The sequence below is a fragment of the Polynucleobacter sp. AP-Titi-500A-B4 genome (genome assembly GCF_018688095.1).
Lineage (GTDB): Bacteria > Pseudomonadota > Gammaproteobacteria > Burkholderiales > Burkholderiaceae > Polynucleobacter.
In genome coordinates this window covers 1,987,398-2,011,142 of record NZ_CP061311.1, presented here as the reverse complement: position 1 = coordinate 2,011,142, position 23,745 = coordinate 1,987,398, and the positions used below count along the sequence as shown (strand labels likewise).

The 23,745-nt window shown below is 46.0% G+C and carries 26 protein-coding genes; 15 read left to right on the top strand and 11 right to left on the bottom strand.

All coding sequences use genetic code 11. From position 1 onward, the window contains the following. The 4 genes from FD968_RS10095 to can are packed head-to-tail and all read right to left on the bottom strand — an operon-like array spanning position 1 to position 3,774. The gene (locus FD968_RS10095; protein ID WP_215366117.1) at positions 1-1,419 is read right to left on the bottom strand and encodes a serine/threonine-protein kinase; all 1,419 of its coding nucleotides are present in this window, start codon (positions 1,417-1,419) and stop codon (positions 1-3) included. 4 nt (positions 1,420-1,423) lie between these two features. Then, complete coding sequence (locus FD968_RS10090; protein ID WP_215366116.1) at positions 1,424-2,176, bottom strand: metallophosphoesterase; 753 nt, start codon at positions 2,174-2,176, stop codon at positions 1,424-1,426. A gap of 25 nt (positions 2,177-2,201) precedes the next feature. After that, on the bottom strand, positions 2,202-3,152 hold the full coding sequence (locus FD968_RS10085; RefSeq protein WP_251367573.1) for a lipid A biosynthesis acyltransferase: 951 nt from the start codon (positions 3,150-3,152) through the stop codon (positions 2,202-2,204). After that, positions 3,109-3,774, bottom strand: coding sequence for a carbonate dehydratase (gene can / locus FD968_RS10080; protein WP_215366115.1), 666 nt, complete (start codon positions 3,772-3,774; stop codon positions 3,109-3,111). The genes FD968_RS10085 and can overlap by 44 nt, the downstream gene beginning before the upstream one ends. A gap of 22 nt (positions 3,775-3,796) precedes the next feature. Between can and FD968_RS10075 the strand changes: the two genes are divergently transcribed. Beyond that, entirely contained in the window at positions 3,797-4,093 is a 297-nt protein-coding gene (locus tag FD968_RS10075; protein ID WP_215366114.1) for a DUF167 domain-containing protein, read from the top strand. A 13-nt stretch (positions 4,094-4,106) separates the two neighbouring features. On the opposite strand, the gene FD968_RS10070 is transcribed toward FD968_RS10075, so the two are convergent. Continuing rightward, positions 4,107-5,009 carry an aspartyl/asparaginyl beta-hydroxylase domain-containing protein gene (locus FD968_RS10070; RefSeq protein ID WP_215366113.1) on the bottom strand — a complete coding sequence of 301 codons (903 nt, stop codon included), beginning with the start codon at positions 5,007-5,009 and terminating at the stop codon, positions 4,107-4,109. A 152-nt stretch (positions 5,010-5,161) separates the two neighbouring features. Here FD968_RS10070 and FD968_RS10065 point away from each other — a divergent pair, with 152 nt between their 5' ends. Both FD968_RS10065 and FD968_RS10060 read left to right on the top strand, forming a co-directional pair. Next, positions 5,162-5,527: a hypothetical protein gene (locus tag FD968_RS10065; RefSeq protein ID WP_215366112.1), complete on the top strand. Its 366-nt coding sequence runs from the start codon at positions 5,162-5,164 to the stop codon at positions 5,525-5,527. Between the two features lie 112 nt (positions 5,528-5,639). Next, positions 5,640-5,924 carry an HU family DNA-binding protein gene (locus FD968_RS10060; RefSeq protein WP_068320646.1) on the top strand — a complete coding sequence of 95 codons (285 nt, stop codon included), beginning with the start codon at positions 5,640-5,642 and terminating at the stop codon, positions 5,922-5,924. Between the two features lie 86 nt (positions 5,925-6,010). On the opposite strand, the gene rodA is transcribed toward FD968_RS10060, so the two are convergent. Genes rodA through FD968_RS10035 form a run of 5 tightly spaced genes read right to left on the bottom strand, consistent with a single transcriptional unit; the run spans position 6,011 to position 11,584 of the window. Then, complete coding sequence (gene rodA, locus FD968_RS10055) at positions 6,011-7,162, bottom strand: rod shape-determining protein RodA (protein WP_215366110.1); 1,152 nt, start codon at positions 7,160-7,162, stop codon at positions 6,011-6,013. Next, a complete protein-coding gene (mrdA, locus tag FD968_RS10050) occupies positions 7,144-9,051 on the bottom strand; it encodes a penicillin-binding protein 2 (protein WP_215366109.1) in 1,908 nt (635 codons plus the stop codon). The genes rodA and mrdA overlap by 19 nt, the downstream gene beginning before the upstream one ends. Before the next feature lie 8 nt (positions 9,052-9,059). Further along, the gene (gene mreD, locus FD968_RS10045) at positions 9,060-9,584 is read right to left on the bottom strand and encodes a rod shape-determining protein MreD (RefSeq protein ID WP_215366108.1); all 525 of its coding nucleotides are present in this window, start codon (positions 9,582-9,584) and stop codon (positions 9,060-9,062) included. Further along, positions 9,581-10,516, bottom strand: coding sequence for a rod shape-determining protein MreC (gene mreC / locus FD968_RS10040; RefSeq protein ID WP_215366107.1), 936 nt, complete (start codon positions 10,514-10,516; stop codon positions 9,581-9,583). Before mreC ends, mreD begins: the two co-directional genes overlap by 4 nt. Positions 10,517-10,540: 24 nt before the next feature. Next, complete coding sequence (locus FD968_RS10035) at positions 10,541-11,584, bottom strand: rod shape-determining protein (protein WP_068319852.1); 1,044 nt, start codon at positions 11,582-11,584, stop codon at positions 10,541-10,543. A gap of 61 nt (positions 11,585-11,645) precedes the next feature. Between FD968_RS10035 and gatC the strand changes: the two genes are divergently transcribed. From gatC to FD968_RS09975, 12 genes are all read left to right on the top strand, one after another. Beyond that, positions 11,646-11,939 carry an Asp-tRNA(Asn)/Glu-tRNA(Gln) amidotransferase subunit GatC gene (gatC, locus tag FD968_RS10030; protein WP_215366104.1) on the top strand — a complete coding sequence of 98 codons (294 nt, stop codon included), beginning with the start codon at positions 11,646-11,648 and terminating at the stop codon, positions 11,937-11,939. After that, positions 11,936-13,453 (top strand): Asp-tRNA(Asn)/Glu-tRNA(Gln) amidotransferase subunit GatA, encoded by a 1,518-nt coding sequence (gene gatA, locus FD968_RS10025; protein WP_215366101.1) that lies wholly within the window; start codon positions 11,936-11,938, stop codon positions 13,451-13,453. Before gatC ends, gatA begins: the two co-directional genes overlap by 4 nt. Then, positions 13,453-14,922 (top strand): Asp-tRNA(Asn)/Glu-tRNA(Gln) amidotransferase subunit GatB, encoded by a 1,470-nt coding sequence (gene gatB / locus FD968_RS10020; RefSeq protein ID WP_215368143.1) that lies wholly within the window; start codon positions 13,453-13,455, stop codon positions 14,920-14,922. Before gatA ends, gatB begins: the two co-directional genes overlap by 1 nt. An 11-nt stretch (positions 14,923-14,933) precedes the next feature. Continuing rightward, a complete protein-coding gene (locus tag FD968_RS10015) occupies positions 14,934-15,608 on the top strand; it encodes a DUF484 family protein (RefSeq protein WP_215366098.1) in 675 nt (224 codons plus the stop codon). Continuing rightward, complete coding sequence (locus tag FD968_RS10010; RefSeq protein WP_215366095.1) at positions 15,589-16,590, top strand: tyrosine recombinase XerC; 1,002 nt, start codon at positions 15,589-15,591, stop codon at positions 16,588-16,590. Before FD968_RS10015 ends, FD968_RS10010 begins: the two co-directional genes overlap by 20 nt. A 68-nt stretch (positions 16,591-16,658) precedes the next feature. Continuing rightward, the gene (locus FD968_RS10005) at positions 16,659-17,720 is read left to right on the top strand and encodes a GTP-binding protein (protein WP_215366093.1); all 1,062 of its coding nucleotides are present in this window, start codon (positions 16,659-16,661) and stop codon (positions 17,718-17,720) included. Between the two features lie 122 nt (positions 17,721-17,842). Continuing rightward, entirely contained in the window at positions 17,843-18,331 is a 489-nt protein-coding gene (gene dksA / locus FD968_RS10000) for an RNA polymerase-binding protein DksA (protein WP_215366091.1), read from the top strand. Between the two features lie 12 nt (positions 18,332-18,343). Next, entirely contained in the window at positions 18,344-19,246 is a 903-nt protein-coding gene (gene argB, locus FD968_RS09995; RefSeq protein ID WP_215366089.1) for an acetylglutamate kinase, read from the top strand. Positions 19,247-19,256: 10 nt separating this feature from the next. Further along, positions 19,257-19,907, top strand: coding sequence for a nucleoid occlusion factor SlmA (gene slmA, locus FD968_RS09990; protein ID WP_215366088.1), 651 nt, complete (start codon positions 19,257-19,259; stop codon positions 19,905-19,907). Continuing rightward, positions 19,904-21,043 carry a homoserine O-acetyltransferase gene (locus tag FD968_RS09985; RefSeq protein ID WP_215366084.1) on the top strand — a complete coding sequence of 380 codons (1,140 nt, stop codon included), beginning with the start codon at positions 19,904-19,906 and terminating at the stop codon, positions 21,041-21,043. The genes slmA and FD968_RS09985 overlap by 4 nt, the downstream gene beginning before the upstream one ends. Then, on the top strand, positions 21,040-21,630 hold the full coding sequence (metW, locus tag FD968_RS09980) for a methionine biosynthesis protein MetW (RefSeq protein ID WP_215366082.1): 591 nt from the start codon (positions 21,040-21,042) through the stop codon (positions 21,628-21,630). The genes FD968_RS09985 and metW overlap by 4 nt, the downstream gene beginning before the upstream one ends. Before the next feature lies 1 nt (position 21,631). After that, positions 21,632-22,942, top strand: coding sequence for an MFS transporter (locus FD968_RS09975; protein ID WP_215366079.1), 1,311 nt, complete (start codon positions 21,632-21,634; stop codon positions 22,940-22,942). A 16-nt stretch (positions 22,943-22,958) separates the two neighbouring features. Here FD968_RS09975 and FD968_RS09970 read toward each other — a convergent pair whose 3' ends face one another. After that, entirely contained in the window at positions 22,959-23,741 is a 783-nt protein-coding gene (locus tag FD968_RS09970; RefSeq protein ID WP_215366077.1) for an exodeoxyribonuclease III, read from the bottom strand. Between the last annotated feature and the right edge of the window lie 4 nt (positions 23,742-23,745).

Here is a 23,745-nt window from a genome sequence, read left to right as displayed (position 1 = left end):
TTAAGTGCGAACAATATGAACGCTGCAAGGAGCCTCTTCGACAATCTTTGTCATAGAGGTTCTCCAGGGCGTTACTTTATTGGGGAGCTTATGTGAGGCCCCAATCAAAATGAGCGAGGCATCATTGTCTTTAGCAAACTCAACAATGCGTGAAGCCGGATCCATCGCTTCTAGCACATGATATGAAATTCGCTCAGGTGGTAGCTTAAGGGGTTTGGCCCAATCCATTAGTTGTACTAGGTGGCCGCGCACAATACCACTTGCAGTTTCGTTTTCTTGATTTCCTTCAAACGTCGGTGTGCTGCTAATCGTGCTTAGGCAAACAAGACGACTTTCTGGATAGGCTAGCAAAAGATTCTTAGCAGTGAGCTGCATCCGCTCACGTAAATCTTCATCTGATTGGCGTGTATCAATTGCTGCAATCATTAATGGCGCATCATAGTTGCCCATGCTTGGTCTTGGACTGGGTGAGGGCTCATAGCCAGCAGCCTTAAACATGCCCTTGAGGTTGTCCCAGAAGCTCGGTGGCTCAACTTTATCTGCGCGTTGAGTGAGGGTGATGCCATCAGGGTCTCGTAATACCTGGCGTAAGCGTGCAGCGCTCTGATAACGATCAGCAGCACGAGGCTCTAGACATCTGAGTACGACTTCTTGTAGCCAGCGAGGAATTTCTCGGCGAATAGCGCGCGGCGGAAAAGGCTCAGCCCACATGCGCCTTCTGAGGCCACTCATCGTTTGAGGGTTCCCAAATGGCAACTCGCCCGTGAGTAATTCATACATGATGACGCCAATGGAATAAATATCACTCCGCGAATCAGAACGAATGCCAGCAACTTGTTCTGGCGAAATATACGGAGCTGAGCCAACTCCCTTACGCATCTCTTCAGCAAGCAAGTCGGGATAGCGAGCATGATGCGACAAGCCAAAGTCAATCAGTGTTAGTTTTCCCTTACTATCAATCAGAATATTTTCTGGCTTGATATCTAAATGAATAGCATCTTGTGAGTGAAGGGATTGCACGGCCTGTGCAAGATCTGCACCGATGCGCACTACTTCATCAATCGAAAATACTTTGCCTTCTTTGATAAGGTCTTCTAATGGATGCCCTGCAACCCGTTCCATTGCAATATAGGGGCGTGTTGCCATATTACCTGCCCCCAAATATCGGGGAACATAAGGACTTTTGAGCGAGCGCAAAATCGTGAGTTCAGTCTCAAACCCAATCAGACTTTCTACTGGCTGATCTTTTCCGACGCGTGGGATTTTGAGCAGAATCGGCACATCAATCCCATCTTTGGTGGCGGAAAAAAGGCTGGCCATTCCGCCACGATGAACTTCTTTCCCTATAACAAAACCATCAACAACCTTACCTTCTTGAAAGATGTCATCTACTGCTTCAATATCGGCATTGATCGGCATTACATTACTTGCCGGTGATTAAACGGTTTGCTAGATCTTCCGGCAATCCTGCCCGACGAACTTTATCTGCGGCTGTAAAGTGATCATAAGAAACACGGTGGAAGGTAAGTACTTCAATTTCAGGCTCAAAGACTGCGAAGCAGGCCTCTGGATTTCCGTCCCGTGGTTGTCCTAGCGAGCCAACCACACCAACCCATTGCCGATGGTGTAGCACAGGAATTTCATCGCCAGGATGTGGTGCGAAACGAATGAGTTTGCCAACAGCGCTTTGATAAAAGAGGGCTTGCTCGTGAGCATGCCCAACAAAGGTGTAACTTTTTCCTGAGCTTTGAGCACAACGCCATGCACTCATGCTGTCGGTAACGTAATTCCAATCGGCTGGATTGTGTGCAGAAGCATGCACAAAACAAATGTTTTCCTCTTGAACAATCAGTGGCAGATTTTTCAGAAACTGCACGTGACTTTCTTTAAGTTGAGTCTTAGTCCACTCAATAGCAGCGTTTGCGCTAGCATTCATCTGACTACGGCGATCTTTAAATACAGCCTCATCATGATTGCCTAGAATGGCAATCGCTTTTTTCGATTCAACGAGATCAAAAATGCACTCGATGAGAGCGGCTGGGTCAGCGTTGTAGCCAACTAGATCCCCTAAGAAAACCATGCGAGTGACACCTAGCTCTTCAGCTTTGCTGATACAGGCCTCAAAAGCCTCTAGGTTGCTATGGAGATCGGCGAATAGCCCAATACGCTCTGACATCTTCTAATGATAGGACAAAAGTCCTTTAGTTAGAAGGGTTATAGGGGTTTCTTTCATGATTGGGCCGATTTTTAAAGCGCTTATGAACCCAATAATATTCAGCGGGGCGAAGGCGAATTTCTTTTTCAAAAATTTGATTGAGTCGAGCGGTATCAGATTTAACATCAGTCCCGGGAAAATTTTCCAAGGGTTCGCTGATCTCGCAAAGGTATCCAGATTCATCAGCTTTAAGAGTGGTAACCATCATGCAAACATCTGCGCCAGTAATGCTTGCTAAACGGGAGATAGTTGTAATGGTATTTGTTTCAATGCCAAAGAAAGGTACGAACTCAGAGTCTTTCAGCCCTAAATCAATATCGGGGGCAATGATGATGAAATCACCATTACGAATTTCACGAATAATGGCTTTTGCATTGCCCTGGCGGTCAATTGAGTTGCCGCCAAAACGGTTGCGCCATTTCACAATCTTTTCATTAAAAAATGGATTTTTCATCCTCTGAAAAAAACCGGATGTGCGCGGCCAATCCATACGTTTTGCAAGAGCGCTCAAAATAATGCTGCCTTCAATTCCTGTGAAATGCATATTCACCAAAATGCGTGGCGTACGATTTGCTAGATCAACAGCCGATCTCACTTCAATCATGCTGCTTAATTGTTTTTCACTGCCAAACCAAATAATGCTTTTTTCTACCAGGCTGCGACCTAAAAGACGCCAGTGCTTTTTGCTGAGTACATCGATTTCATCTGCGTCGAGATTAGGAAAGCACAACTGCAAATTGGTTTTAACAACCCGGTTTCGATCTCCCGGAAATCTCGCCGCAATAAAGCCTAAGCCATATCCAATCGACACCAAAAGCTTGTAGGGCAGGAGCGACAGAAGTTTGAGAAAAGCAACTCCAACATAATTAGCAAAAGATTTGAGCAAATGAAAATTACTCTGAGTCGTAGCGTTTGATGGATTTAGCGTAGCGCTCAACCATTTCTTCTGTTGAGCTACTCGACATGCCTAAATCATTTACTAGGCCAGTTTCAAGACGATAGGCCCAACCGTGTACTGTGAGATCTTGACCGCGTGCCCAAGCATCTTGAACAATAGTAGTTTCACAGACATTCACCACTTGTTCGATGACATTAAGCTCACACAGTCTATCTTGGCGCTTTGGGGTTGGGATCATATCCCCTAAATAGCGCTCATGTTTTTGATGTACATCTTTGACATGACGTAACCAGTTATCGGCCAAGCCTACCCGTTTATCAGTCAGTGCCGCATGTACGCCAGAGCACCCATAGTGCCCAACAACCAATATATGCTTTACTTTGAGCAAGTCGATAGCAAATTGAATGACCGATAAGCAATTTAAATCGGTATGAACAACGACATTTGCTACGTTGCGATGAACAAATAATTCGCCGGGGAGCAAATTCACAATATCATTCGCTGGAACGCGACTATCAGAACAACCTATCCAAAGGTACTCAGGAGCTTGTTGAGATACGAGGCGCTTAAAGAAGTCAGCATCCTTTGCCACCATGCCTTCGGCCCAGGTGCGATTGTTGATAAATAGTTGTTCTAGAGCTTGGGAATTTTTGTATGGCATGGTTTAAGTTTAAAGTACTTTAATGACGCCGATTTGGTTAAAACAAACCCCCACTGGAATTGCCCTTAATTTGCATTGCCAGCCAGGCGCTAAACAGACGAAAGTGGTTGGCTTGCATGATGGTTGCCTAAAAATTTCTTTACAAGCACCTGCTATAGAAAATAAGGCAAATGAGCTTTTGTTGGCTTGGTTATCCAAGCAATTGAAAATCCCACAAAAGCAGATTCAATTCATTTCTGGACAAAATAGCCGCAAGAAACGATTAGAAATTTGGGGCCCCATTAGCCCCGAGCAAATTATTCAGCTTCTCAAGCCGTAAATGCATTTATTGCTTACCAAAAGATTGCCCATAAAATACCCAGGATGAGTACCCATTTGCCAATGTAATACACGGAGCGATGTTTGGCTTTCAGTTTTTTCGCTTGCGCTCTAAGGTGATAAAAGTAGGTAAACAAGATATTAACAAAGCCGACCTTTTCGCCTGCAACGTTTTGAGAAGCAGCAGCGCTCATAACATAGCGTCCAAACCAGCGGTTTAGCAGTTGCACTGGTTTTGTGTAAACGGGGCGCTCAATGTCACAAAACAAAACAATGCGTTGATGATCTGTTTCATTTGCCGCGAAATGAATATAGGTTTCATCAAACATCACCGCTTCGCCATCTTTCCAGTAATAGCGCTCCCCATCGACCTCAATAAAGCACTTAGGATCATTAGGGGTGACGAGGCCAATGTGATAGCGTAGTGACCCGGCATAGGGATCACGATGTCTTACCAGTGTTGCTCCAGGCGGTAGCGAGGCAAACATGGCTGCTTTAATCGAAGGAATGGATTTAAGTAGGGCCACAGTTTTAGGGCAGCTCGCTTGAGCTGAGGGGAGGTCTTTGCCATACCAATAGAGATGAAAACGCTTCCAGCCAGTCCTAAAGAAGGAATTAAAGCCAATATCGTTATATCCAGTAGCCGCCGCAATAGCGCCATCCGCGTTTAAGGAAAGCGCCTCTTGGCGAATGGTTTCCCAGTTATCTTGCAATGGTTGCAACTCAGGAAACTGGCTTACGGGGATATATGCGCTGGCTTTTACTTTGGAAAACAAATAGAGCAGCGAATTGACTGGTGCCAATAAGACTTGGTAGTCAGTAAGCGATCTAACCACCCCAAAGCGCACTCTACCCCTGAAATAGACATAAATTGCGGAGATTACAAATATAAAAAAGATGATGTGACGAGCTTGCATTCGATCTGCCAATCCAAAGTAATGACTAACATTTTAATTTGTATGCGTGTGCTCAATTGACTATTTCTTGTCTGTATATCCTCATATACTTGATGGAAATCAATTTTGTTACCTGCTTAGGGTTAATGTGGATATAGATCGGAGAAGATCGTATGAATAGCTTTATAAAGTGGCTCTTAAGCCTTGTTTTAATTGGCTTAGTGGGTATTTCTGCCTATACATGGCTGATGCTGACTTGGAGCTATGGAAGCGGTGAGCGAGCTGGTTATGTGCAGAAATTCTCTAATCGGGGATACATTTGCAAAACTTGGGAAGGTGAATTAGCGATGGTTTCGATGCCCGGAACCATGTCAGAAAAATTCCTCTTTACGGTGCGCGATGATGCTGTGGCGCAAAAAATAAATGCTAATTTAGGAAAAAAAGTAGCTCTAAAATACGATCAGCACATTGGATTGCCAACAACGTGTTTTGGGGATACTGAGTATTTCGTGTCCGGTATTGAAGTATTAGAAGAATAATTGGTAGTAGATTTAAAAATTGTTGTTACCCAGCTTTATTTTTGTAATTTTTTGTGGTTAAAATCATGTAAGCGCAATGTGCGCCTACATCAATATCTATAAGGAGCTTCACTTGAACAAAGCCGAACTAATCGCAGCGATTGCTGACGACGCGGAGATCTCTAAAGCCAAAGCTGAATTCGCATTGAATTCTGCTATTGAGACAATTATCAAAGCTGTTACTAAAGGTGATTCAGTACAACTGATCGGCTTCGGTACTTTCGCATCTGGTAAGCGTGCTGCACGTATGGGTCGTAACCCAAAAACTGGCGAGCCACTCAAAATCGCTGCTGCAAAAACTGTTAAGTTTTCTGCTGGTAAAGCATTTAAAGATTCAGTTAACAAGCGTAAGAAGTAATTCTTCCTTTGTTGATAAAAAAGCCCGGCATGCCGGGCTTTTTTATTTCCTCAAAAAATTGAAACTGAATTTCAGCGGCCGTTTACTTAACTTTGCACTAGACGGCGATGGCGATGAATGCTCATTAGGATGCCTGCACCAAATCCCAGCGTTACTAAGGCAGTGCCACCATAACTAATAAAAGGTAAAGGAACCCCTACGACTGGAAGTAAGCCACTGACCATACCAATATTCACAAAAGCGTAGGTGAAAAAAATCAAGGTGACTGCAGCACCCAGTAATCGTGTAAATAAATTGGGCGCGCTTGCGGAGATTGCTAAACCTCGCTTAATGAGCGCAAAGAACAGCGCAAGCAGTACGAGATTGCCAAGCAGACCAAATTCTTCGGAGAAAACAGCAAAGATAAAGTCAGTATGTTTTTCTGGAATGAATTCTAAGTGCGCTTGTGTTCCCTGAAACCAGCCCTTACCAAAAAAGCCACCAGAGCCAATGGCAATCATCGATTGAATAGTATGAAATCCTTTGCCCAGAGGATCACTGCTAGGGTCTAGCAAAGTACAAATACGATGCTTTTGATAATTGTGTACAAAGGGCCAGGCAACATCATGTGCACAAATCGTGCTGCCAAAAATAATAATTAACAGGATGCCAACAACGCCAATGCCTACGAAAGGCAAAATCCACTTCCAAGGAAGGCCCGCAAGAATGATGACGTAAAGACCTGCTGCAAAAACCAATAATGCTGTACCAAGATCTGGTTGACGTGCGATCAAGAAGACTGGAATAGCCAAAATAATTCCCGCGACTGCATAGTCCCAAGTTTTTTGAATGCCCTCACGTTTTTGAAAATACCAAGCTAGCATGAGTGGCATCGCAATCTTCATAATTTCAGATGGCTGAATCACGATACCAATATTGAGCCAGCGACGCGCACCTTTTTTGATTAATCCAAAGACTGCTACCGCAATTAATAGCGCAACACCAAGCCCGTAAATCCAAACGGCCCCCATCTCCAACCACTTTGGAGGAATACGGGAGACGATCCACATTACCAGAAAAGACAATGCGAGATTGCGTAACTCGTCTGCAATTTGAACGGGAGTATTTTGACTTGCCGATAAAAAAGTAAAAAAGCCTACGGCCGCTAAGCCAAGCAGAATAAGGCCTAGCTGGCGATCTAATCCTGAAAAAAAACTAAAGAAGAGCGATTGGATTTTTTTTACGGAGCTCTTTTCCATTCAGGAACCTCCTTAGGCCATTTGCCCTCAATGTAGTAATCCAATGCTTTACGTGCAATTGGAGCAGCATACTGAGCACCAAAACCCGCGTTCTCAACAACCATTGCGATCACAATCGTTGGCTTATCTGCTGGTGCAAAAGCAATATATAAAGCGTGGTCTCGCAAGAACTCTGCAGTAGAGCCATGCTTGTACTCTTTTGAGTTCAAGCTAAATACTTGTGCTGTTCCGGTTTTGCCTCCAGCAACATATCCCGCTCCTTTGAATGCTGCTGCAGATGTTCCAGAAACATTCACCTCAACCATAGCCTTTTTAATCACATCAATATTCTCTTGGCTAAGATCAATGCGATAACTCTCTTTTGGGGTGGTGAGAACTCTATTGCGAGTAAATGGATCTTCAATCGCTTTTACTAAATGGGGTTTCATGACAACGCCATTATTAGTAAGGTTAGCCATGGCGTGTGAGAGTTGCAAAATCGTGAAGGAGTTATAGCCCTGACCAATACCTAATGAAATCGTTTCGCCTTCATACCATTTTTGCTGCTCTGGTTTTTTGAAAGTATTTTTCTTCCATTCAGTGGATGGCAATACGCCTTTTGATTCGCCTTGCAAGTCGATGCCAGTAATTTGACCAAAACCAAAGGGCTTCATGAAGTCATGCATCATGTTCACGCCCATATCGCGCGCAAGCATGTAGTAGTAGGTGTCACAAGAGTCTACGATCGACTTTTGCATATCGACAATGCCGTGCCCACCTTTTTTGTCGTCACGGAAAGTGTGATTGCCAAAGTCAAAATAACCAGGATCAGAAATCGTTTGCGAAGGCGTGCGCTTTTTATTTTCGAGTGCAGCCAGCGCCATGAACGGCTTATAGGTTGAGCCTGGTGGGTAAATACCTTTTAGCGGGCGGTTATACAGTGGCTTTTGTGGAGAATCGTTCAACTCTTTCCAAGTCACTGAGTCAATGCCTTCAACGAAATCATTCGGGTTGAAGTTTGGTTTTGACACGAACGCGAGAATATCGCCCGTTTCAGGTTCGATGGCGACAAATGCCCCACGGAAATTTCCATATAACTGTTCAACTAGGTATTGCAGTTTGATGTCAACAGAAAGCACCACGTTTTTCCCGGGGATGGATGGTGAGCTTGAAAGTGTTCGTACAGGTTTACCCCCTGCGGTAATTTCAACTTGATCGTAGCCGGGTACACCACGCAAAACTGTTTCATAGCTTTGCTCTAGACCAATCTTTCCAACATATTGAATGCCAGGCAAGAAAGAGGCTTGTAATGCATCGGGATCATCTGCTTTTGAGCTCTCAATTTCAGACTGCATCCGTTCTTTGTCACGCTGGGATACACGACCGATATAGCCAATTAAATGGGAAGCTAACTCGTTATAAGGGTACTCGCGAAAGCTTCTGGCCCGTATTTCTACCCCAGGAAAACGGTAGCGATTGGCCATAAATCGGGCTGTTTCAGCTTCATTGAGCATCGCGCGCAGGGGAAAAGTGCCCATATTGCGAGAATCTTCTAAAGAGCGCTTGAAATTGCGCTTATCTCTGGGCGAAATATCAATGATTTCAGAAAGCTCGCTAATGAGCTGATCTACGTTGCCCTTAACCTCTTCGGCGTTTACGTCCAAGGTGAGGGCAGAGTAATTTCTGCCAATCACGATGCCATTGCGATCAATGATTAATCCACGATTAGCTGGCGCTGGAACAAGAGCAATGCGATTGCTTTCAGCAAGTAAAGCATATTTACCGTGGCTGACGAGTTGTAACCAGACTAAGCGGGTGACCAGCAGTAAAAAGCAAAACGTGACAAATAGTGTCGCAATATGAATGCGTTCTTGAAACGAATCGAGGTCAGGTTTTTTAAAAGAAACCATACAGCTTCTTAAAGTGGGCGATTGTGATCAACGTCAATTGGACGACGTTGAGGTGCCAGCAAAATACGAGTTGCGATTGGCCAAAGCATTGCCTCAATCAGGGCTTGAATAGCGCCTGTTAAGGCCCACCAGTAAAGCTCCCCACTCAATGCCCAATGGACTAGAACGGGAAATAAAGAGACCAATAAGAAGATTGGAATCAGATGTAGCGCTTGCGAGAGAACGGTAAGCGCAACAATGCGTCGATGCCATGAGATTGCAACATAGGCAACGAGAGAATAACTAAATGCGTGCAATCCCAATAAATCAGAATTGTGCACATCCATCATCAGGCCCAAGATAAACGCCCAGATCACACCAACATAGCGGTGTTGATGAATATTCCAAAACACAATACACAGAATTAACCAGTCAGGCACCCATCCATAGTTACCAATTGGCAAGAGATTGAGTAGGAGCGCACAAAACAAGCTGAAATAAATAAAGACCGGATTAACCGGGCGAAGAATGTAGCCGCTTTGAAAATCAATCATTGCATTCCTCGCGCACGAGTTTGGCGACGACCGGGCGTATTTGTCAGAGGTGCGCCTGTTGCAGATTTATTGCTAACAGAGGGTGCTTTGGCATCAAACTGTGGGTCATATAAAAAAGCAAGTGCTTGGCGATAGCGATTGACTGCAGCTACCGGTACGCAAAATACGTTTGAGGAATTTTTATCGGCATTGCGTTCGATTTTGCTAATAACGGCTACCGCAAAGCCCGGTGGATAAACCCCGTCAATCCCGGAAGTCAGCAAAATGTCCCCAACCTCAAGATCGCTGGCTACAGGTAAATAGCGTAATTCCAGAGGATTGCCGCGTCCAGCGCCAAAAACGGCTGCTCTCAGACCGTTCCTAGCCACTTGGACTGGAACTGCAAAGTCACGATCTTCTAAAAGCGACACCTCGGCAGAGCGATCGTAAAGACGCACTACCTGGCCAAGAATCCCAGCATCGTTGGCAATCGGATTACCTAACTTTAGGCCGTCATTACTACCGCGATTGATCACAATGCGTTGTGAAATTGGGTTAGGTGGGTTAAACAAAATTTCTACCGGCAGCGTTTTGAATGGGACCTGTTTTTGCAATGCCATTAACTCACGCAAATTTTGATTCTCAACCATCAAGAATTCAGATTGGTTGGCCAGCAAAGAGAGTTCGGCTTGGCGAACTTTCATTACTTGATTTTCTTGATCTAGAGTTGACCTAGTCGTGAAATATTCAGAGCTTGCTTCAAATGCATTGCGTGGCACCATCATGACGTATTCAAGCGGACGCAAAACCCAATTCACATTGTTTCTAATAGGATCGAGTGCTTTGAAACGAAAATCGATCAGCATCAGAGCGATGCTGATCGACAGACAGACAATCAGTTTGAGTAAGGCCGGAATGCCCTGTCTGAAAAGTGGTGGAGCGCTATGTTGCAATTCCCTGATCGACGTGTATGTCGCTTACTCGTGCGAGAACACTCCGCCTAACTTATCCATGCGCTCTAGTGCGATACCGCAACCGCGAGCCACGCAAGTTAATGGATCTTCTGCTACATGAATTGGCAAGCCAGTTTCTTCTAACAAGAGGCGATCAAGGTCGCGCAATAAGGCGCCGCCGCCTGTGAGCATCATGCCGCGCTCTGCAATATCGGATGCGAGCTCCGGAGGAATTTGCTCGAGAGCTGCTTTAACGGCAGTCACGATTTGATTTAATGGATCGGTTAATGCTTCCAGAATTTCATTGCTAGTGACAGTAAAACTGCGTGGAATACCTTCAGAAAGATTGCGACCTTTCACTTCCATCTCGCGCACTTCTGCGCCAGGGAATGCAGAGCCAATCGTTTTCTTAATTAACTCAGCGGTTTGTTCGCCAATCAGCATTCCATAGTTACGACGAATGTAGTTTGTAATCGCTTCGTCAAACTTGTCACCACCAACACGAACAGAACCTTTGTAAACCATGCCACCTAAAGACATCACGCCAACTTCAGTTGTGCCGCCACCGATATCGACAACCATCGAGCCAGCAGCTTCAGAAACTGGCAGGCCAGAACCAATTGCAGCTGCCATTGGTTCTTCAATCAAAAATACTTGTGATGCACCGGCACCCAATGCAGATTCACGAATTGCGCGACGCTCAACTTGAGTAGAGCCACAAGGAACGCAAATGATGATGCGCGGACTTGGCTTTAATAATTTGCTTTCGTGCACAAGCTTAATAAATTGCTTGAGCATTTGTTCAGTGATGGTGAAGTCGGCAATAACACCGTCTTTCATAGGGCGAATGGCTTCAATATTGCCTGGAACGCGACCCAACATCGCTTTTGCCTCTTTTCCGACTGCCAAAATGGTCTTTTTGCCATTTGGGCCACCTTCTTGGCGAATTGCCACAACCGAGGGTTCATCGAGGACAATACCCCGCTCACGCATATAAATTAAGGTGTTGGCGGTTCCTAGGTCGATGGCTAGGTCATTGGAAAAGTAGCTGCGGAAAAAACCAAACATGATGTAGTGGGAAAATAGAAAGTGTTAATAAAAATATATAGGAATGATACTCTAGCGCCCCATGAAACTTGATGATGTCCAGCGCATTGCGCACCTCTCTAGGCTTGAGTTAAATCAGGCAGAAGCCGAGGCAGTTTTGCCTCAATTGCAGGCTATTTTTTCTCTGGTTGAGGAAATGCAGGCTGTTGATACTAGTGGCCTAGAGCCGCTAGCTCACCCCATTCTATTTTTGCGTGAATTGTCTCAACCCTTGCGTGATGACCAGGTTACTGAATCTGACCACCGTTCTGAAAACATGCAATCAGCCCCTGCACAGCAGGATGGCTACTTCTTGGTTCCGAAGGTGATTGAATGAGTTGGCACAACACCCCAATCGCTTTAATGGCAAAAGCACTTGCTGCAAAAGAGGTCTCGAGCAAAGAGCTTACCCAGTACTTTTTAGACCGCATTGAGGCTGGAAAACTGTGGAACGCTTATATAGATGTGAATGCTCACTTAAGTTTAGAGCAAGCAAATAAAGCAGACCTAATGATTTCTGCTGGTAAGGCCGGGAAATTGACTGGTATCCCAGTGGCCCACAAAGATGTGTTCGTCACCCGGGGCTGGAAATCGACTGCAGCCTCCAAAATCCTGGCTGGATATCAAAGCCCTTTTGATGCTACGGTCGTTGCCAACCTCGGAATTCCTGACGAAAGTAACCCCCATGGTGCAGGCATGGTTTGCTTAGGCAAAACCAATATGGATGAATTCGCAATGGGTTCTTCTAATGAAAACTCTGCCTATGGTCCTGTTCTGAATCCCTGGAATGCTGCTCACGTTGCCGGCGGATCTTCTGGTGGTTCAGCGGCAGCAGTCGCTGCTGGCTTAGCCCCGATTGCAACCGGTACGGATACGGGTGGTTCGATACGTCAGCCCGCTGCATTTTGTGGTTTGACCGGAATTAAGCCAACCTATGGGCGCGTTTCTCGTTACGGCATGATTGCCTACGCCTCTTCTTTAGATCAAGCGGGCCCTATGGGCAAAACTGCTGAAGATTGCGCATTGTTACTTTCCGCCATGTCTTCCCATGACCCACGGGACTCCACTTCACTAGCAGATTCTGGCGAAGACTATGGCCGTTATCTCAACAAAGCTTGGCAAGAAGGCAATACTAATTCTGCAAAACCACTAGAGGGATTGCGCGTTGGTTTGCCAAAAGAATTTTTTGCTGAGGGTTTGGCTGCTGATGTTGCAAAGTCTGTGAATGAAGCAGTAAAAACATTGGAAGGTTTAGGTGCCAAATTGGTTGAAGTGAGTTTGCCTAAAACTAAACTCTCCATTCCGGTCTATTACGTTTTAGCTCCAGCAGAAGCTTCCAGTAACTTAAGTCGTTTTGACGGTGTTCGTTATGGCCATCGCGCAAATGAGTACAAAGATCTTGGCGATATGTATCAGAAGTCACGCACCCAAGGTTTTGGTGCAGAAGTCAGGCGCCGTATCTTAATTGGCACTTATGTTTTGTGCCATGGTTACTATGACGCGTACTATCTGCAGGCACAAAAAATTCGTCGCATTATTGCCTCAGATTTTCAGGCAGCATTTAAAGAATGTGATGTCATCCTTGGGCCTGTGGCGCCTGATGTTGCTTGGCGTTTGGGTGAGAAATCAAAAGATCCAGTGCAAATGTATTTAGAAGATATTTATACGCTCTCTACCAATTTAGCGGGCTTACCTGCTATGAGTGCGCCTTGTGGATTTAATGCAAACAATTTACCTATTGGTATGCAGTTGATTGGGAACTATTTTTCAGAGGCTCGCTTGCTACAAGTGGCTCATCAATATCAGCAGGCTACTGACTGGCATTCGCGTTCAGCAGGCGGGGTTGCATGATGGAATGGGAAGTCGTCATTGGTCTAGAGACCCACGCACAGCTGCAAACCCAGTCTAAGATTTTTAGTGGCGCAAGTACGCGCTTTGGTGCTGATCCTAATACACAGGCTTGCGCAGTGGATTTGGCATTGCCCGGTGTATTGCCGGTATTGAACCGTCAAGCCGTTGAGCATGCGATCCGTTTTGGACTAGCTGTAGGCGCAAAGATTTCACCAGCGAGTATTTTTGCGCGTAAAAATTATTTCTATCCTGATTTGCCTAAGGGATATCAGATTAGCCAGATGGAAATTCCAGTGGTGATTGGCGGTAAGTTAGAAATTCTTGTAGGCAATGAAGTGAAGTCGGTTGAGTTAACTCGTGCTCATATGGAAGAAGACGCTGGTAAATCCGTGCATGAAGAGGGTTTTATTGGACCGCATGGCGAGTCATCCAGTGGCATCGATTTGAATCGTGCCGGCACTCCGCTACTAGAGATTGTTACTGAGCCGGTGATGCGAAGCGCTGCTGAAGCGGTGGCGTATGCGAAAGCGCTACACACCCTGGTGGTTTGGTTGGGTATTTGTGACGGCAATATGCAGGAGGGTTCATTCCGCTGTGATGCCAACGTCTCGGTTCGCCCCAAAGGGCAACCTGAGTTTGGAACTCGCTGTGAGATTAAGAACTTGAACTCCTTCCGCTTCTTAGAAGAAGCCATTCAATATGAAGTGCGTCGCCAAATCGAATTGATTGAGGATGGTGGTACCGTTATTCAAGAGACACGTCTCTATGATCCCGACCGTGGTGAAACGCGCAGCATGCGCAGTAAAGAAGATGCGAACGACTATCGCTATTTCCCAGATCCAGATCTATTGCCAGTAGTCATTGATGATGCTTGGATTGCTCAGGTGCGTGGCAGCATGCCAGCTCTACCTGCCCAGTTGCGCGAGCAATGGCAAAGAGATTATGGTCTGAGTGCTTATGATGCGCAGTTACTCACTCAAGATCGCGACACTGCAAAAGTGTTTGAAGAGTTATTAGCCATCGTTGGCAAACAATTGGCAAAAGCAGCAGCCAATTTAATTGCCGGTGAGTTTGCTTCTTCTCTCAACCGCGCAGGCATCGATACTGCGAATGCCCCTTTGAAGGCAGGGCATTTAGCGCCATTACTGACTCGTGTAGCCGACGGCACAATCTCTAACAAGATTGCTAAAGATATCTTTGCCATTCTTTGGGAAGAGGCTGTCGCTGGAAAAGCCATCAGCACAGTTGATCAGATCATTGAAGCTAAAGGCTTAAAACAGATTAGTGATAGCGGCGCATTGGAGGCCATCATTGATCAAGTGCTGGCGGCCAATCAGAAGTCGGTAGAGGAGTTTCACTCTGGCAAAGAGAAAGCTTTCAATGCTTTGGTGGGTCAGATTATGAAAGCCTCTCAGGGCAAAGCTAATCCTGGGCAAGTGAACGAGCTGTTACGCAAGAAATTAAGTTAAGAAAGAAATTAATGAGTGCAATAGATCCAAAGCAGGCAGAGCAAGAAGAATTGGTTGCTGAATGGTTGCGTGCAACCCCAGGCTTCTTTGAGCGTTATGCCAATCTCTTTAATGAGATTCGGATTAAGCATCCTCATGAAGATCGCGCGATCTCTTTGCAAGAGCGTCAGATGACCCTGCTGCGCACTCAAAATCAAGAGCTCAATCGTCGTTTGAGTGAGATGTTGCACTTCGGTAGTCGCAACGATAAAACTCAGCAAAGCTTAGTAGCTTGGCTGTTGCGTTTGATGAAAGCCAACAATAAGGCGGATGTTGAGGCCGCCATTACTTCAGGTTTGGCTGAAGTGTTTGAAGTCGAATCAGCGCAACTACTTTCACCCAATTCTGCGTTTGGTCCTTGGATTGATACTCCTTTATGCGGTTCTGCAAAAGAGTTGGCTGCAGCAAGCGTTGATTTGCTGGCAAGTCAAACTAAGATTGACCCAGAGTGGCAAAGCATGGTGGCTATTGGTTTGCCGCTGGGTAAGAGTGTTGGTGTTAATCAGTCACCGGCGGTACTTCTGCTAGCCAGCAAAGACGAAACCCGCTTTACTGCAGACATGGGCGCTTTCTATTTGCGTCAAATTGCAGAACTGACTGCCGCAGCTTTGGATCGTATCCAAGCTTATGAAGCTAAAGCCGACTGAACTTCATCCACTCATGCAAGAGTATTTGCATGAGCTGCATGTGTTGCGACAGCTCTCTCAACATACCCTTAAGGCGTATGGCATGGATTTGAGTGACCTCCAAAATTTTGCCCTTGAGGATTCAGTTGATTTATTAAAGGTCAGTAATGCGCATGTTCGACGCTGGGCGGGCCGCCTACACTCTAAAGAAAAATCTTCTAGAAGTATTGCAAGAGCTCTTTCAGCATGGCGTGGTTGGTATGACTGGCTCACTGAAAAGGATGCCCGTCGTGATGCACGCGCTGGCAAGGTAACCAGTAATTTAATAGCCAATCCAGTTGATGACGTGAAGGCCCCTAAGCGCCTAAAGTCTTTGCCCAAAGCTTTGTCGGTTGAGCAAGCCCTGGCTTTAGTAAATCAAGCGGTCAAAGAGGCGCAGGAGAAAAAGGATTTTGAATCGATTCGCGATGCAGCGATTATTGATTTACTGTATTCCTCGGGGTTGCGACTATCTGAACTGTTGGGCATCGATGTCATGCAGAGCAAAGACCGTCAGCATGAGTCTGCCGGTTGGCTAGATTGGGATGCGGCTGAAGTCACAGTGTTGGGTAAGGGTGGAAAGAGGCGCTCCGTACCTGTCGGCTCGCCAGCAATGAAGTCCTTGCTTACTTGGCGGGAGATTCGTGATGCGGGTTCCTATGTCGAAGAATCGATCGCATTATTTTTATCTGCCACTGGTAAGCGTTTATCACCGCGCACTGTGCAGGCTCGCCTACGCTCTTTAGCAATCCGCGCTGGTCTACCTACGCATGTGCATCCGCACATGATGCGCCACAGCTTCGCCAGCCACGTTTTGCAATCCTCACAGGATTTGCGCGCTGTGCAAGAGATGTTGGGGCATGCCAGCATTGCCAGTACTCAGATTTATACCTCCTTGGATTTCCAGCACCTTGCTCAGGCATACGATAAAGCGCATCCGCGCGCAAAGGCTGGCAAAGGCTAAGGAACTCGGTAAGATAGTGGGTTTCCCAGTTGGGGAACGCAAGACTCTAGATTGTGATTGGATCATTCATGGCATTAATTCCGGTAACCATATTGACGGGCTTTTTAGGCAGCGGCAAAACCACTTTGTTAAAGCACATTCTCACTGAAGATCACGGTAAAAAAATTGCTGTGATTGAGAATGAGTTTGGTGAAGAGAATATTGACAACGATATTTTGGTTCAGGATCACGAAGAAAATATTGTGCAAATGAGCAATGGTTGCATTTGTTGCACGATCCGTGGTGATCTTGTTGAAGCTTTGAACGAGTTATGGGAACAGCGCAAAGATAAGAATATTAGCTTTGACCGTGTCGTCATTGAAACTACTGGCGTTGCCAATCCAGGCCCAGTAGCGCAAACCTTCTTTATGGATGATGATGTTGCAGACCACTATGTATTAGATGCAGTAGTCACATTGGTAGATGCTAAGCATGGCCAACAACAACTGACTGAGCATGAAGAAGCTCAGCGCCAAGTCGGCTTTGCGGACCAAATCTTTATTACCAAGACTGACTTGGTGACGTCTGCTGAAGTTGAGGCACTCCGCGGCCGCTTAATGCACATGAATCCAAGAGCGCCAATTAGCGCAATTTCAAAAGGTGTAGTGCCTTTGAATGCTGTATTGGATCTCAAAGGTTTCAACCTGAATGCCAAGCTTGATATCGACCCTCATTTCTTAGAGCAAGATGATCACGATCATGCTGATTGTGGGCACGATCACTCCCATGACCATGATCACAGCACTTGTGGGCATGACCATAGCCATGATCATCACCATGGCCATGCAGGCCACACAGATCGCATTCAGTCCTTCGTTTTTCGTAGTGATAAACCCTTTGATCATCAAAAGTTAGAAGACTTCCTGGGGGGCATTTTGGAGGTCTTTGGAGAAAAGATGCTGCGCTATAAAGGCGTGCTCTATGTGAAGGGAAGTAACCGTAAAGTGGTATTCCAGGGCGTTCATCAGATGATGGGCAGTGATTTGGCTGGTCCTTGGGGTGCGGAGCCCAAACAAACCCGGATGGTCTTCATAGGCATTGATTTGCCTAAGGACACCCTACTGGCTGGGCTTGAGGGATGTTTGGTCTAGGCAGATTCGGGTACAATCCGCCGCCACGGTCTAGATTGATGAATATCTAAGAATATTGGTTAAAGGGCAGTAAAAGTTTGGCAGAATGAGGCAATAATGCTTCAAACCCAGGAAAGAATGAGATGACGGCAAAAACAGCAACAAAACCTGCAAGCACTGCAAAGGCAAGCAGCAAAGCAACCAGCACTAAAGCTGTTAAAGGCGCGGCTTTAACTGAAGCTGAATTGCTCAAGATGTCTGACAAGGACTACATGAGTGCTGCCCAGTTAGATTTTTTCCGTCAAAAATTATTAACTCTGAAAGAAGACATTTTAAAAAATGCTTCCGAGACAACAGAGCATTTGCGTGAAAACATTTTGGTTCCAGATCCAGCAGATCGTGCAACGATTGAAGAAGAGCACGCATTGGAATTGCGCACCCGTGATCGTGAACGCAAGTTATTGAAAAAAGTTGAGCAAGCGCTTGGACGTATCGAGTCTGGCGACTATGGTTGGTGCGAAGAAACTGGTGAGCCAATCGGCTTGAACCGTTTAATTGCAAGGCCTACAGCCAACTTATCTCTTGAGGCTCAAGAGCGTCGCGAACTCCGTCAAAAATTATTTGGCGAATAAATTCTATTTGTAATGACTAAGCATTTACCTACTCTTAGCGATATCTCACCTTTGTTAAAAGCAGAGATTCTTGCTGAAGCTTTGCCTTACATCCGTGCATATCACGGTAAGACTATCGTGATTAAGTACGGCGGAAACGCAATGGTGGAAGAGCGTCTTAAAGAAAGCTTTGCCCGCGATGTGATCTTATTGAAATTGGTTGGTATGAATCCTGTAGTGGTTCATGGCGGCGGCCCACAAATTGATGAGGCACTCAAAAAGATTGGCAAGACCGGCACCTTTATTCAGGGCATGCGTGTTACCGATGAAGAAACCATGGAAGTAGTAGAGTGGGTTTTGGGCGGGGAAGTTCAGCAAGATATCGTGATGTTGATCAATCACTTTGGCGGTCAGGCGGTTGGCTTGACAGGCAAGGATGGCGGACTCATTCACGCTAAGAAGATGATGATCCCAAGCGACACAGAGCCAGGCAAAAAGGTCGATATCGGTTTTGTCGGTGAGATTGAGTCTATCAATCCAGCGGTGGTTAAAGCCTTGCAAGATGACGCCTTCATCCCCGTGATTTCACCGATTGGTTTTAGCGCGGAAGGCCAAGCGTACAACATTAACGCTGACTTAGTAGCTGGCAAGATGGCTGAAATTCTTCATGCAGAGAAGTTGGTCATGATGACCAATATTCCGGGTGTGATGGATAAAGACGGTAAGTTATTGACAGATCTCACTGCGAGAGAAATTGATGCATTGTTTGCCGATGGCACTATTTCTGGAGGCATGTTGCCAAAGATTTCGTCTGCCTTAGATGCTGCTAAGAGTGGTGTGAATTCTGTACATATTATTGATGGCCGGATTGAGCACTCTTTGTTATTAGAAATTCTCACTGAACAAGCGTTCGGTACGATGATTCGTTCTAGATAAGTAGATGACTATGCGTGAATCTTTACAGCCGGCAGACATCGACAGCAGCAGTGCTGACGCTGGTAAAACACGCAAGCGCCCTCGCCCAGGCGAGCGTCGCCTACAGATTCTGCAGGTTCTTGCAGAGATGTTGCAAAATCCAAAAGGTGAGCGAGTAACGACTGCAGCTTTGGCGGCCAAGATTGATGTTTCTGAAGCGGCTTTATATCGCCACTTTGCGAGCAAAGCGCAGATGTTCGAAGGCTTAATTTCTTTTATTGAGCAGACTGTTTTTGGTTTAATTAATCAGATTAATCAAAAAGAAGAATCCGGCCTTGCACAAGCGCGCGGCATCTTACAAATGCTTTTGTTCTTTGCTGAAAAGAATCCTGGCATGACGCGTGTTTTATTAGGCGACGCTTTATTGCAGGAGGATGATCGCTTGCAAGAGCGCATCACTCAAGTGCTAGATCGTGTAGAGGCCTCACTTAAACAGGCCTTACGTATTGCTCAAACTCAGGGTGGAGTCTGGGCCCAGCTGGGTCAAGAAGAGGTGAGTATTCGTGCAGCCATGTTGATGAGTTTTGTTTTGGGTCGTTGGCATCGATTTGCCCGTAGCGGCTTTAAAAAATTGCCAACCGATGCTTCTGATGTCAGTTTGCGTTTGCTCTTGTCAGAATGAGCGAGCTACACCTCTCTAGAAATACCATCCACTTTGCCGAGCCCCTGCCTTTGCAGAGTGGCGCCATGTTGTCTGGCTATGACTTAGTCATTGAAACCTACGGCAAACTTAATGCTGATAAAAGTAATGCTGTATTAGTTTGTCACGCCCTCAATGCCTCGCATCACGTAGCGGGACCAAGCCCAGAAAACCCTGAAGATATTGGTTGGTGGGACAACATGATTGGTCCTGGCAAACCAGTTGATACCAATCACTTCTTTGTCATCGGCGTTAATAATTTAGGTTCGTGCTTTGGCTCTACTGGACCGATGAGCATTAATCCTGCGACTGGTAAACCATACGGCGCAGACTTTCCAGTAGTAACTGTAGAGGATTGGGTCAATACGCAAGCACGCTTAGCTGACAAGTTAGGCATTCGTAAATTTGCTGCAGTCATGGGCGGGAGTTTGGGCGGCATGCAAGCCATGGCTTGGGCAATTCAATTTCCTAAGCGTCTAGATCATTGTGTCGTCATTGCATCTACTCCAAAGTTAAGCGCACAAAATATTGCCTTCAATGAAGTAGCTCGTAACGCTATTTTGTCGGATCCCGATTTTCATGGGGGCAACTATTACGAGCACGGTGTAGTGCCCAAGCGAGGTCTGCGTTTGGCTAGGATGGTTGGGCACATCACGTATTTGTCTGATGATGATATGGCTGAGAAATTTGGGCGCGAGTTACAACGTCCCAATGGCGAGTCAAACGACTATCGCTTCAGCTTTGATGTGGAGTTTGAGGTGGAGAGTTATTTGCGCCATCAGGGCGATAAATTTTCCACTTACTTTGATGCCAACACCTATTTACTGATTACACGCGCCCTAGATTACTTTGATCCTTCACGTCGTTATGACGGCAGTTTGAACCGCGCACTTGCTGAAGTGCAGGCGAAGTTCTTAGTGGTGAGTTTTTCGACTGATTGGAGATTCCCGCCTAATCGCAGTCGCGAGATTGTGCAATCCTTATTGAGCAATAAGAGCGAAGTGACATACGCAGAGATTGATGCACCCCATGGCCATGATGCATTCTTGTTAGATGATGAGCGTTATCACAATTTAGTAAGGGCCTATTTCAAGCAAATGCGCGAGGTGCAATCATGACCATGAGTAAGCGCGCCGATTTCGCAGCCATAGCCAAATGGATTGCCCCTAATAGCCAAGTCCTCGATTTGGGTTGTGGTGATGGTAGCTTCCTTGAGTTTTTGCAAAAGCAAAAGCCGGTTCATGCCTACGGTGTAGAGATTGATGATGCACGTGTACTTTCTTGCGTGCAAAAAGGACTGAACGTGCTGCAGCAAGATTTAGAAGGTGGCTTAGCCCTTTTTGAAGACAATAGTTTTGATACGGTTGTTTTATCGCAGACAGTGCAAACGATTCATCAAACAGAAAAGATTTTGCGTGAAGTGGTACGCGTTGGCAAAGAGTCGATCGTGTCGTTTCCGAACTTTGGTCATTGGTCTCACCGACTGGCGGTAGGTCTTGGACGTATGCCTGTATCAAAGAGCTTGCCATATCAGTGGTACAACACGCCTAACGTGCGCGTCTTGACAGTGGCAGACTTCGAGAAGTTGGCTTCCAGCCTCGGCCTTAGGGTAATAGATCAGTGCATCTTGCATGAAGGTCGACAAGTGACTCTTATGCCAAATCTTTTTGGTAGCTTGGCTTTATTCCGCGTTAGCCGTGCCTAAAATGGTTCGGTCTTGGTTACAAGACTTTCGGGTGTATCTCGAATGGCCTTGTTTGCGAATGCTCTTCCTTGGTTTTTCAGCCGGCTTGCCTCTCTTGCTGATACTCGGAACATTAAGCTTCTGGTTGCGTGAGGCTGGCATTGATCGCAGCACGATTGGTTACTTAACTTGGGTTGGCTTGATCTATGCATTTAAGTGGGTGTGGGCGCCCTTGGTGGATCGTGTACAAATTCCATTTCTAACGAAATGGTTAGGCCGTAGAAGAAGCTGGCTGATTTTTGCGCAAGCACTCATTATTCTTGGCTTGGTTGGAATGTCGACCCTTGATCCCAAGCTCGCTCTGAACCCCATTGTTTGGTGTGCTCTTTTGGTGGCTTTTGGGTCGGCGACACAAGATATTGCTTTAGATGCTTTCCGCATTGAATCAGCAAATAGCGATCATCAAGCCGCCTTGGCGGCAACGTATCAAACTGGCTATCGATTGGCCTTGATCTGGGCTGGTGCAGGCGTTCTGTGGCTTGCTGCTAGAGCTGAAACAGGTAGCGGGTATGACGCTGGCGCATGGCAGTTTGCCTATCTTTGCATGGCCGCTTCTATTGGAGTGGGTGTCTTAACAACTTTATTGAGCACGGAACCTGCGCAATATCAGTTAGCTAAGGCGCGCAATGCAAAAGCATGGTTGTACCAAACCTTGATTGAGCCTTTTGCAGAGTTCATTACACGATATCGTTGGCATGCTATTTTGATTTTGTCTCTGATTGCTGTCTATCGGATTAGTGATGTGGTGATGGGCATTATGGCCAACCCCTTTTATGTCGATATGGGCTATACCAAGGACGAAGTCGCGGCAGTGAGCAAGGTGTTTGGCGTCATCATGACTTTAGTCGGCGCATTTGTAGGCGGAGTTCTCACTTTGCGTTTTGGCGTTTTACGAATTTTATTTGTGGGTGCAGTGCTATCAGCCGTTAGCAATTTATTGTTTGCCTGGCTTGCAACTCAAGGGCATGATTTACATGGCTTGATATGGGTAATCTCAGCGGACAATTTAAGTTCTGGCATTGCTAGCGCTGCCTTTATTGCTTTCTTGTCATCGCTGACCAATATTCGTTATTCGGCTACTCAATACGCCTTGTTTAGCTCCATGATGCTGCTCTTACCTAAATGGCTAGCAGGCTTCTCGGGCGTGTTTGTTGATAACTTTGGATACCAGGCCTTTTTCTACGGCACCGCCATTATTGGCGCACCAGTCCTCATTTTGATTTGGGCAACGATTCACTTCAAGATCGTTCAGATCAAAAAAGTAGACGATTAACCCTGTTTTTTACTACTTAAATTTTCCAGTCGTAATCCACGATCAGTGGGGCATGATCTGAAAAGCGCTCATCTTTGTAGACAGCAGTTTTCTTGGCAGTAGCTGCGATGCCAGGTGTGCTGATGTGATAGTCAATACGCCAGCCAACATTTTTTGCGTAGGCTTGACCGCGATTACTCCACCAGGTGTAGCAAGACTCGCCAGCCTCAGGCTCTAGTTTGCGATAGACGTCTACATAACCCACTTTGTTAAAGAGATTAGTAAGCCATGCACGCTCTTCTGGTAAGAAACCAGAATTCTTAACATTACCTTTCCAATTTTTTAAGTCGATCTCGTGATGGGCGATATTGACGTCCCCACAAAGAACAATTTCTCTCCCAGATTTTTTAAGCTTGATGAGGTGGGGCAAAAAGCTATCAAGATAACGATATTTAGCCTCTTGGCGCTCGGGCGAGCTTGAGCCTGAGGGCATGTATACCGAGATCACAGAAAGCCCTTTAAATCTGACTTCCACATAACGACCTTCAGCATCGAACTCCTCATTGCCATAACCGTATAAGACCTCATCTGGTTTGTGGGGTGTATAGATGCCGCAGCCGCTATAGCCTTTCTTCTCGGCATGATGAAAGAAGCCATGCATGCCATCGGGGTTGAGGATGACATCTTCTAGATCATCTCTCTGAGCCTTGAGCTCTTGCATGCAGATGAAGTCTGCTTTCTGCTTCACAGCCCATGGTAGAAAGCCTTTTTTGACTGCAGAACGGATACCGTTGAGGTTCGCTGAAATGATGCGTAACATGTAG